14 protein-coding genes are annotated in these 14981 nt (G+C 34.0%); 13 read left to right on the top strand and 1 reads right to left on the bottom strand.

Annotated features, from left to right (window positions below):
• Positions 1-69 precede the first annotated feature (69 nt).
• From H2650_RS09205 to H2650_RS09150, 12 genes are all read left to right on the top strand, one after another.
• Positions 70-2211 carry a catalase gene (locus H2650_RS09205; RefSeq protein ID WP_188050509.1) on the top strand — a complete coding sequence of 714 codons (2142 nt, stop codon included), beginning with the start codon at positions 70-72 and terminating at the stop codon, positions 2209-2211.
• A 12-nt stretch (positions 2212-2223) separates the two neighbouring features.
• Positions 2224-2799 carry a ferritin-like domain-containing protein gene (locus H2650_RS09200; protein WP_188050508.1) on the top strand — a complete coding sequence of 192 codons (576 nt, stop codon included), beginning with the start codon at positions 2224-2226 and terminating at the stop codon, positions 2797-2799.
• Positions 2800-3000: 201 nt separating this feature from the next.
• A complete protein-coding gene (locus H2650_RS09195) occupies positions 3001-4341 on the top strand; it encodes a sigma-54 dependent transcriptional regulator (protein ID WP_188050507.1) in 1341 nt (446 codons plus the stop codon).
• 161 nt (positions 4342-4502) lie between these two features.
• Positions 4503-4784, top strand: a complete 282-nt coding sequence (locus H2650_RS09190; protein ID WP_072991555.1) for a hypothetical protein — start codon at positions 4503-4505, stop codon at positions 4782-4784.
• A gap of 138 nt (positions 4785-4922) precedes the next feature.
• Positions 4923-5282, top strand: a complete 360-nt coding sequence (locus H2650_RS09185; protein WP_188050506.1) for a hypothetical protein — start codon at positions 4923-4925, stop codon at positions 5280-5282.
• A 6-nt stretch (positions 5283-5288) separates the two neighbouring features.
• Complete coding sequence (gene kdpF / locus H2650_RS09180) at positions 5289-5366, top strand: K(+)-transporting ATPase subunit F (protein WP_072992107.1); 78 nt, start codon at positions 5289-5291, stop codon at positions 5364-5366.
• A 35-nt stretch (positions 5367-5401) separates the two neighbouring features.
• Positions 5402-7090: a potassium-transporting ATPase subunit KdpA gene (gene kdpA / locus H2650_RS09175; RefSeq protein WP_188050505.1), complete on the top strand. Its 1689-nt coding sequence runs from the start codon at positions 5402-5404 to the stop codon at positions 7088-7090.
• A gap of 12 nt (positions 7091-7102) precedes the next feature.
• Positions 7103-9112: a potassium-transporting ATPase subunit KdpB gene (gene kdpB / locus H2650_RS09170; protein WP_188050504.1), complete on the top strand. Its 2010-nt coding sequence runs from the start codon at positions 7103-7105 to the stop codon at positions 9110-9112.
• Positions 9113-9125: 13 nt separating this feature from the next.
• On the top strand, positions 9126-9686 hold the full coding sequence (locus H2650_RS09165; protein WP_188050503.1) for a K(+)-transporting ATPase subunit C: 561 nt from the start codon (positions 9126-9128) through the stop codon (positions 9684-9686).
• Between the two features lie 73 nt (positions 9687-9759).
• A complete protein-coding gene (locus H2650_RS09160) occupies positions 9760-10845 on the top strand; it encodes a porin (RefSeq protein WP_188050502.1) in 1086 nt (361 codons plus the stop codon).
• A 149-nt stretch (positions 10846-10994) separates the two neighbouring features.
• Positions 10995-12122, top strand: a complete 1128-nt coding sequence (locus H2650_RS09155) for a sensor protein KdpD (RefSeq protein ID WP_121926613.1) — start codon at positions 10995-10997, stop codon at positions 12120-12122.
• Between the two features lie 17 nt (positions 12123-12139).
• The gene (locus tag H2650_RS09150; protein WP_188050501.1) at positions 12140-13867 is read left to right on the top strand and encodes a histidine kinase dimerization/phospho-acceptor domain-containing protein; all 1728 of its coding nucleotides are present in this window, start codon (positions 12140-12142) and stop codon (positions 13865-13867) included.
• Between the two features lie 122 nt (positions 13868-13989).
• Here the strand turns inward: H2650_RS09150 and H2650_RS09145 are convergent, their stop codons facing one another.
• Complete coding sequence (locus tag H2650_RS09145) at positions 13990-14568, bottom strand: zinc-binding dehydrogenase (RefSeq protein ID WP_255462848.1); 579 nt, start codon at positions 14566-14568, stop codon at positions 13990-13992.
• A 142-nt stretch (positions 14569-14710) separates the two neighbouring features.
• Between H2650_RS09145 and H2650_RS09140 the strand changes: the two genes are divergently transcribed.
• Positions 14711-14932: a hypothetical protein gene (locus H2650_RS09140; protein ID WP_188050500.1), complete on the top strand. Its 222-nt coding sequence runs from the start codon at positions 14711-14713 to the stop codon at positions 14930-14932.
• Positions 14933-14981 lie beyond the last annotated feature (49 nt).

The following is a 14981-nucleotide window of genomic DNA, read 5'->3' as shown; positions in this document are numbered from 1 at the left end:
AATAAAATTATAAACACGTACACAAATATCAACTTACATACAGCTATAAATTTAATAATCATAAATTCTATGGAAAATCTACAAGACAGCAAGCATCGCGATTTAGCTAAAAACAAATCGGATGCAAACAACAAATTTTTGACAACCGATCAAGGTCTAAAAATCAACGATGACAATAATTCCTTAAAAGCAGGTGAACGTGGTCCATCTTTATTAGAGGACTTTATTTTAAGAGAAAAGATTACTCATTTTGACCATGAAAGAATTCCAGAAAGAATTGTACATGCAAGAGGATCTGGAGCTCATGGTTTTTTTGAAGTCTCAAATCCGATACCCGAATTAACCAAGGCTGGCTTTCTGCAAACCAAAGGACTAAAAACCCCCATATTTGCTCGTATTTCTACTGTAGCGGGTTCTCGAGGTTCTACAGATCTGGCAAGAGATGTTAGAGGTTTTGCAATTAAGTTTTATACAGAAGAAGGAAATTATGATTTGGTAGGAAATAATATGCCTGTGTTTTTTATTCAAGATGCTTCTAAATTTCCTGATCTTGTACATGCAGTTAAACCTGAGCCTCATAACGAAATGCCACAAGCAGCTTCGGCACACGATACTTTTTGGGACTTTATTTCCTTAATGCCAGAATCCATGCACATGATCATGTGGATTATGTCAGATAGAGCTATTCCTAGAAGTTTACGAATGATGGAAGGGTTTGGAGTTCATACTTTCCGACTCATAAATGCTAAAGACGAATCTGTTTTTGTAAAGTTTCATTGGAAACCAAAATTAGGCACACATGCAGTAGCTTGGGATGAAGCACAAAAAATATCAGGAAAAAATGCTGATTTTCATCGTCAAGACTTATGGGATGCTATTGAAATGGGGAATTTTCCAGAATGGGAATTAGGAGTTCAAGTTATTCCATCTGCAGATGAACATAAATATGAATTTGATTTATTAGATCCAACAAAACTGATTCCGGAAGAACTTGTGCCGGTTACAATAATTGGAAGAATAGTATTGAATAAAAACCCAGATAACTTTTTTGCAGAAACAGAACAAATTGCCTTTCACCCCGGTCATCTTGTTCCTGGAATTGACTTTAGTAATGATCCTCTTTTGCAAGGCCGATTATTTTCATATACAGACACCCAATTATCCAGATTAGGAAGTCCAAATTTTCATGAAATACCAATCAACCGCAGTATTGCTCCCGTACACAATAACCAGAGAGATGGTCATATGCGTCAGGAAATTAATACCGGTCGTGTAAGTTATCATCCTAATTCTCTCGGTGGCGGATGTCCATACCAAGCTAAAATAAGTGAAGGTGGATTTTCAAGTTTTAATGAGCGCATCGATTCTCATAAAATAAGAGGTAGAAGCGAAAGCTTTAATGATCATTTTGGTCAAGCCAAATTATTTTTTAATAGTCAAACTGAGGTGGAGAAAAGCCATATCGTTAAAGCCTTACGTTTTGAATTAGGAAAAGTTGAAACCGCAGCTATTAGAATTCGCATGTTAGGCCTTTTAGCTCAAGTAGACCAACAATTAGCCGAAAAAGTTGCTTTAGGTTTAGGAGCACAAGTTCCTGATTCACCAGAAAAACCTATGAACCACGGAGTTTCACCAGAGAATGAAATGGGAAATCAAGAATCAACTACAGTTAAACAATCCGTATCCTCTTCGGATGCGCTAACCATGATTAAAAACCCAACAAACTCTAATACAATAACTTCAAGAAAAGTAGCTATTATTTGTAATGAAGGAGTTTCTGAAGCTTGTGTAGCCAATATAAAAAGCGCATTGTTAAAGGAAGGGGCAAAAGGTTTTGTGATAGCACCTCATCAAGGAAGCCTGAAAACCGAAAATGATGGTGCTATTCCAGTAGACTTTAGTTTTCTTACCGCTTCATCCGTTCTTTTTGACGCAGTTTATATTCCGCATGGAAAAGAAATAAAAGTCTTAGAGCAAAAGGAAGAAGTACAAGAATTCTTGAATGATGCTTACAAACATTGCAAAGTTATAGGAGCAGATGGCGATGGGCAAAAACTATTAAAAGCGACATCATTTGCATCTAAAATAAAAACCAGTGACAAAGGAATTATTATGAAAGAAGAAAAAGCGTCAAAAGATTTTGCTACAGAATTTATAAAAGCAATGGGTAAACACCGTTACTGGGAACGAGAAGAAAATTTATACCAATAAAAAATAAAACTTATGAAAAATTCAGACCACCCAACACAAAACAAAAGTACTGCTAAAGACAAAACGAATAAGCTTATAGTAGAACCAAAAAAGGATGCAGCTAAAACACTTAAGGATTTATTTATAGACAGTTTAAAAGATATATACTGGGCAGAAAATGCACTTGTTACTGCCCTACCTAAAATGGCTGCAAATGCTACTTCGCCCACTCTTAAGTCAGCTATCAATGAACATTTAGCCGTAACTAAGAATCAAGTGATTCGTTTAGACAACGTTTTCAAACTGCTTAGCGAAAAAGCTGAAGGAAAAAAATGTGAGGCAATGGCAGGGCTATTAAAAGAGGGAGATAGCATCCTTGAAGAAACAATGCCAGGGGCTGTTCGTGATGCTGGAATAATCGCTGGATCGCAAAAAATAGAGCATTATGAAATTGCCACTTATGGAACTTTGGTAGCGTTTGCAAAAGCGTTGGGCGAAAATGATGCTGCAAAGTTGTTAACACAAACATTAGCAGAAGAAAAAGAATCGGACTGCATATTGAATGAAGTTGCCTTGAATGCTGTAAATCATGATGCTGTTCGTAAATAGCATTAAAGTTTTTACGATAATTTATTTTACAATAAATAGAAAAATCTGTATCTGATACAGATTTTTCTATTTAAACGCTTTTGACCTCTAATTAAATTTAAAAATTAATGTGCGATTATAATGCATAAAAAACTTTAGTATTGATCTTAAAATAAGAAGAAAAATAATATCTAATTTTACAAAAAATAAATTGTGATCGAATTGAGAAATATTCTAATAATCGACGATGAAGAAAAACTAAGAGGTCTTCTAGCACGAATTGTAAAGTCAGAAGGTTTTGTAGTTTTGGAAGCAGCAGATTTAAAATCTGGTTTCAAGAAATTAGAACAAAATGAAATTGATGTTGTCCTTTGTGACGTAAAACTCCCTGATGGCAACGGCGTTGAATTTCTCGAGAAAATTAAAGCTAGTTTCCCTTTAACAGAAGTTATTTTGTTGACCGCCTACGGTAAAATCTCCGATGGTGTGCAAGCCATGAAAAATGGTGCTTTTGATTACATTGTAAAAGGCGATGATAATGATAAAATAATTCCACTTTTATACAAAGCAATTGAGAAGGTTACTCTTCAGCAAAAAATTAAGCAGCTAGAAAAACGAATTTCAAAAAAGTATTCTTTTGATGCTATTATTGGAAAGTCAAAAGGATTGGAACAAGTAATCGAGTTGTCCAAAAAAGTCGCAAATACAGATTCTACGGTACTTTTAACTGGAGAAACTGGAACGGGTAAGGAAGTTTTTGCGCAAGCGATTCATGAGAACAGCAATAGAGCAGGAAAATCATTTGTGGCCTTAAACTGTAGCACGTTTAGTAAAGAACTTTTAGAAAGTGAATTGTTTGGTCATAAACAAGGCTCATTTACTGGCGCTATAAAAGATAAAAAAGGTTTTATAGAAGAAGCCAATGGTGGAACCTTATTTCTAGATGAAATTGGCGAAATGCCAATTGATTTACAAGCTAAATTACTTCGTGTTCTAGAAACGAGTGAATACATTCCTGTTGGAGATTCTACACCAAAAAAATCAAATTTCCGCTTGATTGCGGCTACCAATAGAAATTTGAAAACAGAAAGTGACGAAAAACGCTTTCGTCAAGATTTATACTTTAGATTAAATATTTTTGAGATTACTATTCCGCCTTTACGGGAACGAATCAAAGATATTGAACCATTGACTCATTATTTTGTAAGTCAGTTTGCTGAAAAAATGAATCGACAAACATTACAAATTGATAGTGATTTTTTGCAAAAATTAGAAGTCTATCAATGGCCTGGAAACATTAGAGAATTAAAAAATGTAATTGAGCGTTCCGTAATTTTATGCAGTAGTACAGTTTTATCCACAGATTTACTTCCGTACGAAATGCAGCAAGAAAACAGTAAAAATGTTAAAAGCTTGTCGGCGTTTTCTATGCAAAGTGTCGAAAAACTTCACATCCAAAAATTATTAAATTATACCAAAGGCAATAAAGCCGAAGCAGCTCGTTTACTCGAAATTGGTATTGCTACCTTATATCGAAAATTAGAAGAATACAACATTCAATAAAAACCTATCATTTCAATAAAAGCCTATCATTATGATAGGCTTTTTTTATGTCTTTTTTTTAAAGGAACTAGTTAAAACCAACATTAGTAATACTTTACGGAAATCGATATTTATTGGAACAGGATTTGGCATGAGTGAGGAGAACATAAAAATTCATCCTTATGAAAAATCAAGTCATTACGATTTACAAACAAGCAGAACGCTTTGCAGAAATCACAAAAAAAGCGATTAGTGCTGGAAATATTGCTAGAGCTAAAAAATGTCTAGCGCACGCAGAATACTTATTCAACAGCGGAAGCAATGAAACTAAAAGTGTAATTTCTAATATTTATGTTTTTTCGGTTTCTTCTTTTATGGAACTCCGTCATTGTAGCATTTCTAATCTCTTCCCTAAAAATTTGAAATTAGAGTATAACAAGCAAATCAATTCTTTAGGAGTATAATAATCAATGATACTCTTCCTACTCAATTTTAATTCACTTAGATCCATTTATTATGTTAACACCTATCCTTTTCGCTCTCGGTTTATTATGCTTTTGGCTGCTCTATCTCTCTATCAATTATTTTGACAACATTTAATAATGAAAACAAAAATCTACGAGGCTATCCAACAATGGATTCCCGATTCCAAAAACTGGACTGATTTTCCATCTACTAATGATGAAACTATTAATCAATATGCACTATTAAAAAGTGTTGCTAGATTTTGTGTGGAGAAAATGGATTCACTTGACGAATCTGAGTCAGAATCAGCAAGAGAAATTATTAGAGTGATCAACATGTTGTATGAAAGTGGCAATCACTACACTAGAAATGCAATAGAGAACGAATTCTTTACTGAATTAAGTGCTCAAGAAAATCCAGCAAGTTTAAAGAAGCATTTGGATTTTCTTTCAAAAGAATCGAAACAAGGCTATTTAAGAACACTATTAGAAAACTAAAAAATTATGACCGCATTATTTATTATAGCAATTGCAGTTTTTATCTACATCTGTTATGTACTATTAAAACCTGAAAAATTTTAGGAACCAAAGAATTATTTAACCCTTAATACTAAAAAATGAATACAGAAATATTAGGAATTATAGCGATGTTCTTGCTCACCTTAGCACTCGCTATTCCGTTAGGAAAATATATTTCCAAGGTTTACGGAATGGAGAAAACTTGGCTGGATTTTATATTTAATCCACTTGAAAAGTTATTTTTCAAATTAAGCGGTGTCAATCCAGCCGAAGAAATGAACTGGAAACAACACATGAAAGCGTTAGTAACCATAAACTTAATATGGTTTGTCTTGGGAATGATTATCCTGATGACTATGGGAAGTTTACCCCTAAATCCCGATGGAAATCCAAGTATGTCCGCTGATTTAGCTTTTAACACTGCAATTTCATTCGTGGTCAATTGCAACTTACAACATTATTCAGGAGAAACTGGAATAAGTTATCTAGGACAATTTTATTTGATGTTCTTGCAATTTGTAAGTGCAGCAACAGGAATGGCAGCTGCAGTAGTGGTCTTTAGAGCTTTTAGAGATAAAACAACAACGGAACTAGGGAATTTTTATACCTATTTCATGAAATCTTGCACTCGCATATTGTTACCACTTTCTTTTGTTGTAGCAGCTCTTTTGGCTTTCCAAGGAACACCAATGACATTTGAAGGAAAAGACAGTATTACTACTTTGCAAGGTGATGTACAAGAGATTTCTCGCGGACCAGCAGCAGGATTTGTTGCCATCAAACACATTGGAACAAATGGTGGAGGATTTTTTGGAACTAACGGAGCGCATCCACTAGAAAATCCAACTTATTTCTCCAATATGTTAGAAATGTGGGCTCAAATGATTATTCCGTTTGCTATGATATTTGCCTTTGGATTTTTCATTAAAAGAAAAAAGTTCTCATGGATGATTTTCGGGGTTATGACTATTGGCTTCTTGGCTTTGGCGATTCCAAATGTGATCGGTGAAATGCAAGGAAATCCAATGATTGAGAAAATGGGAATTGATACTTCACTTGGTGCCATGGAAGGTAAAGAAACAAGAATTGGCGCGGCAGCTACTGGTTATTGGAGTATTGCTACTACGGTAATATCAACAGGATCTGTCAATTCTATGCACGACAGTACAATGCCACTTTCTGGAATGAATGAATTGCTTGCCATGATGATTAATAGTTTTTATGGTGGAGTTGGAGTTGGAATTTTAAACTTTTTTGTTTTTATCATTTTGGCTGTTTTCATTAGTGGATTAATGGTAGGAAGGACACCCGAATTCTTTGGTAAAAAAGTCGAAGCTCGTGAAATGAAAATAGCGATGATTATTGCATTAATGCACCCATTCTTAATCTTAGTGGGAACCGCATTAACAGCAGCAATGCCAGAATATGGTACGGCAACTTTAAATAATCCTGGATTTCACGGTTTGAGTGAAATGCTTTACGAGTTTACTTCTGCATCAGCAAATAACGGTAGTGGATTTGAAGGTTTGGGAGACAACACAGTTTGGTGGAATGTTTCTACAGGAATTGTTTTAATTCTAGCACGTTTTCTACCCATAATCGGACCTGTAGCCATTGCTGGACTGTTAGCACAGAAAAAATACATACCTGAAAGCGACGGAACGTTAAGGACTGATACAGGAACTTTTGGTGTAGTAACATTGACTGTAATAGTGATTATTGCTGCATTAGCCTTTTTCCCTGTATTAGCCTTAGGACCGATAGCTGAATATTTTTCCATTTACTAAAAAGAATTTAAAATGAATAAAGATCAATCCTTATTTCAAAAAGACATCATGCAACAAGCATTGGTTAAATCTTTTGTGAAATTGAATCCGAAACTTATGTTTCGAAATCCGGTAATGTTTACAGTAGAAATCGGAACATTTGTTATGCTCGTTGTTTCTATTTGGACATTAACAGGCGAAACTTCACAAGGTAGTTTTGGATATAATTTTGTGGTATTCCTAGTCTTATTGTTGACGTTGTTGTTTGCCAATTTTGCCGAAGCCATTGCCGAAGCAAGAGGAAAAGCGCAAGCCGATAGTTTAAGAAAAACAAGAGAAGAAACTCCTGCAACTTTAAAAAGCGGCGAAAAAATATCATCCTCTCAACTTAAAAAAGGCGATTTATTTGTGTGCGAAGCAGGCGATATTATTCCAACTGATGGAGAAATCGTAGAAGGTTTGGCCACAATTGATGAAAGTGCCATAACAGGTGAATCTGCTCCCGTAATTCGAGAATCAGGTGGAGATAAAAGTTCGGTTACCGGTGGTACAAAAGTATTATCTGACCGAATTGTTGTAGAAGTTACTAATGAACCAGGCGAAAGTTTTTTAGATAAAATGATTGCTTTGGTAGAAGGAGCTTCACGCCAAAAAACACCAAATGAAATCGCATTAACAATCTTACTTGCTGGGTTTACCTTAGTATTCATCATTGTTTGTGTGACTTTAAAACCATTAGCAGATTATTCGAATGTTAATATTACAATCGCTTCTTTTATAGCACTCTTTGTTTGCTTAATTCCAACAACTATTGGAGGACTTTTATCAGCAATTGGAATTGCAGGAATGGACCGCGCTTTAAGAGCGAATGTAATCACGAAAAGTGGTAGAGCGGTTGAAACTGCTGGAGATATTGATGTATTACTGTTGGATAAAACGGGAACAATTACGATTGGGAACCGAAAAGCAACTCACTTCTACCCTGCTCCTGGAATTACAGAAGCACAATTAATCAAAGCGGCATTTTTAAGTTCTATTTCTGATGAAACACCAGAAGGAAAATCGATTGTTGAATTGTCAAAAATAGATCCTTTAACTTTTCAAAATAGTAACGCACAATTTATCAAGTTCACTGCCGAGACTAGAAGTTCAGGAATCAATTTTGACAGTACTCGTATTAGAAAAGGAGCTACAGATGCCATTAAAAACATGGTGACAAATGCTGGAAATACCTTTCCAACCGAACTTTTGGACCAAGTAAAAGTAATTGCTGAAAATGGAGGTACACCTTTAGTAGTTTCTGAAAATGAAGTGGCTCTTGGAGTAATCGAATTGCAAGACATTATTAAAACTGGGATGTTCGAGCGATTTGAAAGACTTCGCAAAATGGGAATTAAAACGGTAATGGTAACAGGTGATAATCCTTTGACTGCCAAATTTATTGCCGAAAAAGCAGGTGTTGATGACTTTATTGCCGAAGCCAAACCAGAGGATAAAATGAATTACATCAAGCAAGAGCAAATGGCTGGTCGTTTGGTTGCTATGATGGGAGATGGTACTAATGACGCTCCTGCCCTTGCACAAGCTGATGTTGGTGTTGCCATGAATAGCGGAACACAAGCAGCAAAAGAAGCCGGAAATATGGTTGATTTAGACAATGATCCAACCAAATTAATTGAAATCGTAGAAATTGGTAAACAGTTATTAATGACTCGCGGAACGCTTACTACGTTTAGTATTGCAAATGATGTAGCCAAATATTTCGCCATCATTCCTGCGTTGTTTATCACTGCAATTCCAGCGCTTCAAGGATTAAACATAATGCATTTACACAGTCCTGAAAGTGCAATACTTTCAGCAGTAATTTTCAACGCGATCATTATACCGTTCTTGATTCCATTGGCTTTAAAAGGAGTGAGTTACAAACCAATTGGCGCTAGTGCTTTATTGAGAAGAAATTTATTGCTGTTTGGTGTTGGTGGAATCATCGTTCCCTTCATCGGTATCAAATTGATTGATATTGTAGTTGCATTATTTATTTAAAAAAATAGAAACCATGAAAAATAATTTAATAAAAGGAATTAGAATGACCGTAGTGCTAGTGGTGCTTTTCACAGTAATTTATCCACTATCGGTATGGGCAGTTGCTCAATTAGCTCCTAACAACGGAAAAGGCGAAATCGTGTCTTACAAACAAACCAAAGGATACGCTAACATTGGACAAAGCTTTACGAAAGACGAATACTTCTGGGGAAGACCATCAGCCGTAGACTATAATGCTGCTGGATCAGGAGCCAGTAATAAAGGAGCTTCAAATGAAGAATATCTAGCCGTAGTGCAAGGTCGAATTGATACTTTTTTACTTAAAAATCCAAGTGTGAAAAAGTCGGAGATTCCAGTTGATTTAGTGACAGCAAGCGGAAGTGGATTAGATCCTAATATTTCAGTTGCAAGCGCTAAAATACAAATTGCAAGAATTCAGAAAGCAAGAAATATAGATCCTGAAAAATTAAACACATTGATTGACGCCAATACTGAACAACCTTTATTAGGGATGTTTGGACCAGCAAAAATTAATGTTCTAAAACTAAATATTGCTCTAGACCAACTAAAATAAAACCGTAATCAGAGCTGGGGAGGTTGTGCCATACCTCCCCTTTTTTTTAAAAAATCAACTTAATAAATACAAAATGAATACAAAAATAAGTCTAGCTGCTTTAACTTTATGTTTTTCAGGAGTAGCTTTTGCGCAAGAAGAAAAATCTGAAAATCCATTGAAAATCAGTGGATATGCTGAAACCTATTTTCAATATGATGCTAATAATCCCGACAATAATTCGCGTCCAGGATTCATATACAGCCACAACCGTAACAATGAGGTTAGTTTGAACCTTGGATTTGTAAAAGCAAATTATGAAACTGAAAAGGTACGTGCCAACATAGCTATTGCAGCGGGTTCCTATATGAATGCAAATTATGCAGCAGAACCTGGAGTTTTAAAAAATGTTTACGAAGCCAATGTAGGATTTAAAGTGGCCAAGAACCAAAATTTATGGATTACAGCAGGGATTTTACCTTCGCATATTGGTTATGAAAGTGCTGTTGGAGCCGATTGCTTTACCTTAACTAGAAGTATTATGGCTGAAAATTCTCCTTATTTTGAGGCTGGAGCCAAAATTACGTACATTTCGCCAAGTGGACAATGGGAATTAACGGGATTGTATCTTAACGGATGGCAACGAATTCAGCGTGTCGATGGTAATACAACACCGAGTTTTGGTCATCAAATTGTGTACAGACCTTCGTCAAAAATGTCCATAAACAGTAGCTCTTTTATAGGAAATGATAAAGCGGATAATGTACGTCAAAAACGTTATTTCCATGATTTATATGCAGCTTATGATTTAACCAGTAAAGTAAAACTTTTAGCAGGATTTGATATCGGTTGGGAGCAAGCCGCACCTCAAAGTGATGAGTATAACAAATGGTACGGAGCTTCTGTAATGGCACAATTGATGGCAACTGAAAAATTAAATTTTGCCATAAGAGGAGAATATTACCAAGATAAAAAAGGAGTAATAATTGCATCAGGAACCCCAAATGGTTTTGAAACTTATGGTCTTTCTTTGAACGCAGATTATAAAATCACTCCAAATTTATTGTGGAGAACTGAAATTAAAAATTACACTAGTGAAGATGCCGTTTTTGCTAAAAACACCGCTGAAGTATCAGATACTAGTTTTTCAATAGTTACTGCTTTGGCTATCAAATTTTAAATTAAAAGTTTTGCCGTGAAGGCACAAAGACTCAAAGTTTTCTTTTCTAAAAAGTAATGAAAATATTATTTTTCAAGAAGTATTTTAAATTTTGATAGAAAAAACTCTTAGTGACTTTGTGCCTTAGCGACAAAAATAATTTAACCTAAATGGACAACGAAAAAGAAAATAATGTCAAGCACTTTCTAGATTTAATTCAGAAATCTCGTAAAGGAAAGTTTAAAATCTACATTGGGATGAGTGCTGGTGTGGGAAAAACATACCGTATGCTTCAAGAAGCCCACACCTTACTAAAGAACGGTATTGACGTTAAAATAGGATATATTGAAACGCATAATCGCAAAGAAACGCATGAATTATTAGCTGGTCTTCCTGTTATTCCGCGCCGTACTATTTTCTATAAAGGGAAGCAACTGGAAGAAATGGACGTACAAGCGATCATTAATTTACGTCCAGAAGTGGTAATTGTCGATGAACTAGCACATACGAATATAGAAGGAAGCAAAAATGAAAAACGCTGGCAAGATGTTTTAGAGATTCTAGAATCTGGAATAAATGTAATTTCGGCAGTAAATATTCAGCATATAGAAAGTTTAAATCAAGATGTAAAACGAATTACAACTATTGATGTACAAGAGAGAATTCCAGATCATGTGTTGCGAATGGCTGATGAGGTTGTTAATATCGATTTGACTTCAGAGGATTTGATTGCACGATTAAAAGAGGGCAAAATTTATACGGCTGATAAAATACCAACCGCATTGAATAACTTTTTCAAATCAGATCAAATTTTACAGTTACGCGAATTAGCTTTGAAAGAAGTGGTGAATCAAGTAGGTCGCAAAGTAGAAAATGAAGTCCCTAAAAATTTAGCTTTAAAGCCTCAAAAAATAGTCGCTTGCATTAGTAGTAATGATAAAATGGCTAAAATTGTGATTCGGAAAACAGCTCGATTAGCAAGTTATTACAATTGCAAATGGTATGTTTTGTATGTAGAAACTCCGAAAGAAAGTTCCAATAAAATAGCGTTAGATAAACAGCGCCACTTAATTAATAATTTCAAATTAGCGTCACAATTAAATGCTGAAGTTATCAAAGTAGAAAATAATAGCATTACCGATGCGATATTAGAAATTGTCGAACAGAAAAATATTACAACTGTTTGTATTGGGAAACCACATTTAAATTTATTTAAAGTAATTTTATCGACTACTATCTTTAATAAATTACTGAATAATCTATCTTCATCAAATATCGACTTAGTAATTTTGTCCTAACTGTTAATTGCATCATTATGAAAATAAAAACCAAATTGAATCTGGGTGTCGGATTGTTGTTCTTAATGATTATTATCCTTTCCTTGATAAGTGCTTATTCTGTTTTTTTGATAAAAATAGACACTCAAAATATATTAAAAGCGAATTATAATACGTTAGAATATTCTCGTAATATGTTGCTTTCATTAGAAAAAATTACTGCCGATAAAAATATAGATTTTTCTGTTTTCGAAAAAAATCTTAAAAGGCAGATGAAAAATGCAACTGAAATTGGTGAAAAAAATGCTAACATTAATCTGGAAAAAAAATTCAACACACTTAAAAATGATTTCAGCAACGAGTCAGTAAAAAATCAAATTCGGCAAGATATTTTTGAAATAATGAAATTGAATATGAATGCCATTAAGCAAAAAAGCGATGTGGCAACTCATACTGCTGAAACGGCCAACTTATGGATTGCTATTACAGGAACGTTATGTTTCTTGATTGCTTTTAATTTACTAGTAAATTTACCTAATAATATTGCCAATCCTATTAAAGAACTGACAGATAGTATCAAGGAAATTGCCAACAAAAATTATTCGCAAAGAGTACACTTTATGAATCATAATGAATTTGGAGATTTAGCAAAATCATTCAATTCAATGGCGGAGAAATTACAAGAATACAGTAGCAGTAACTTACACAAATTATCATTTGAGAAAAAACGATTAGAAACCTTGATCAATAATATGCACGATCCAATTATTGGATTGGACAATACAGGCACTATATTATTTGTAAATAATGAAGCATTGAAAATCATTGGTTTAAAATCTAGTGAAGTTGTAGGACAATTAGCCACTACCCTAGCTCTTACTAATGATTTAATGAAATCACTTATAGTAAGTACACTGCTTGATGGCAAACAGAAAGTGGAACCGATGAAGATTTTTGCAGATAATATAGAAAGTTATTTCGAGAAAGAAATTGTAAATATTACTATTAAACCAACGGGTGAAGACCAAACAATTGATATTGGTGATGTAATCATTCTAAGAAATATTACTGTTTTTAAAGAGCTAGATTTTGCAAAAACCAATTTTATAGCCACGGTTTCTCATGAATTAAAAACGCCTATATCTTCGATAAAAATGAGTTTACAAATTCTTGAAAAAGAAGATACTGGTAAGATGAATGAAGACCAAAAACAGCTAATTACAAGTATCAAAGAAGATAGCGAAAGATTACTGAAAATTACCGGAGAATTACTGGATTTATCACAAGTAGAAACGGGAAACATACATCTAACTATAGAAAACAACAATCCTTACGACATAATAAATTATGCGATAGCGGCTGTAAAAGTAAAAGCCGATCAAAAAGCAATAAAAATCATTATTGATGCCCAAGAAAACTTGCCTTTTGTAAAGGCTGATACCGATAAAACTGCTTGGGTTCTTATCAACTTTTTAACAAATGCAATTACCTACTCCTCTGAAAACAGTACCATTATTGTCAAAGTAAGACAAGAGAATAATACAATCCTTTTTGAAGTTATTGACAAAGGAAAAGGGATTGATAGTCATTACAAGAATAAAGTTTTTGATAAATATTTCCAAATTCCAGGAAGTCATAAATTAGGAACTGGATTAGGTTTAGCGATTAGCAAAGAATTTATTGAAGCTCAAAATGGTATAATAAGTGTAAAAAGCGAACTGGGATTAGGAAGTACTTTTAGCATTGCACTACAAGCTGATACCTAGCAAGAAAAACAATTTATAAACATGTTTTTATTTACAATAAAAAATTGAAACATTCCTAATTAAAAAAACGCTGCAGTAATCTGCAGCGTTTTCTATGTTTACGTTCTACGAATTTGATTTTGCTACAAACTTGCCATGTCAATTACAAAACGATATCTTACATCTCCTTTCATCATTCGATCATACGCTTCGTGAACATTTTTGATATCGATCATTTCAATATCAGAAACGATATGATGTTCTGCACAATAATCTAACATTTCTTGTGTCTCTGGTAATCCACCAATTAATGATCCTGCTAAACTTTTTCTACCTCCAATAAGGCTAAAAGCGTGTGTTTGGTAAGGTGTTGGAGGTGCTCCTACACAAATATGAACTCCGTTAACACCCAATAATGAAAGGTATAAATTCAAATCATGTGGTGCAGAAACAGTATCTAAAATAAAATCAAAATAACCAGTTACACTTTTTAAGTGCTCTTCGTCTTTAGTTACTATAAATTTATGAGCTCCTAATTTTTTAGCGTCAGCTTCTTTTTCAGGAGAAGTACTTAAAACCGTAACTTCTGCTCCAAATGAAACTCCAAATTTTACGGCCATATGTCCTAAACCACCTAATCCTAAAACCGCTAGTTTATGCCCTTTACCCACTTTCCAGTGTCTTAATGGCGAATAAGTTAAAAAAGATAATTCAAGAAACAATAGCACTAATTTGTGCTAAAAAAACAAATAAAATAATTTGACATTATGAATTTTAACATTTTTTTTTAAAATATATAATTTGATAGACTTTTAAATATAATTACCTAACTTAGTAGCTTAGCCTAATATTTTTTTTAAATTTATGAAAAATTACCTACAGATTTTTTTTGTAATACTACTATTTTTAATTTTAGATGTAAGCTCCTTTGCACAGAATCCTCCTCCTCCTACTGGTGGTACGGATGGCGATTTAGAGGGAAATGATCTTCCGATAGACGGTAAGTTAATTTGGCTTGCAATCTGCGGAATTATTTATGCGTTTTATATATTTAGTAAAAATAGTAAGACCAATGCCTTAAAATAAAGCTCATTCGATATTAGATAATAATTATAGCATTATATAATTCGCACTA

Origin of the sequence: Flavobacterium sp. GP15 (genome assembly GCF_014281985.1) — a bacterium.
Taxonomy (GTDB): domain Bacteria; phylum Bacteroidota; class Bacteroidia; order Flavobacteriales; family Flavobacteriaceae; genus Flavobacterium; species Flavobacterium pygoscelis.
Note: the sequence above shows the minus strand (reverse complement) of the source record. Positions and strands in the feature narration are given on the sequence as shown.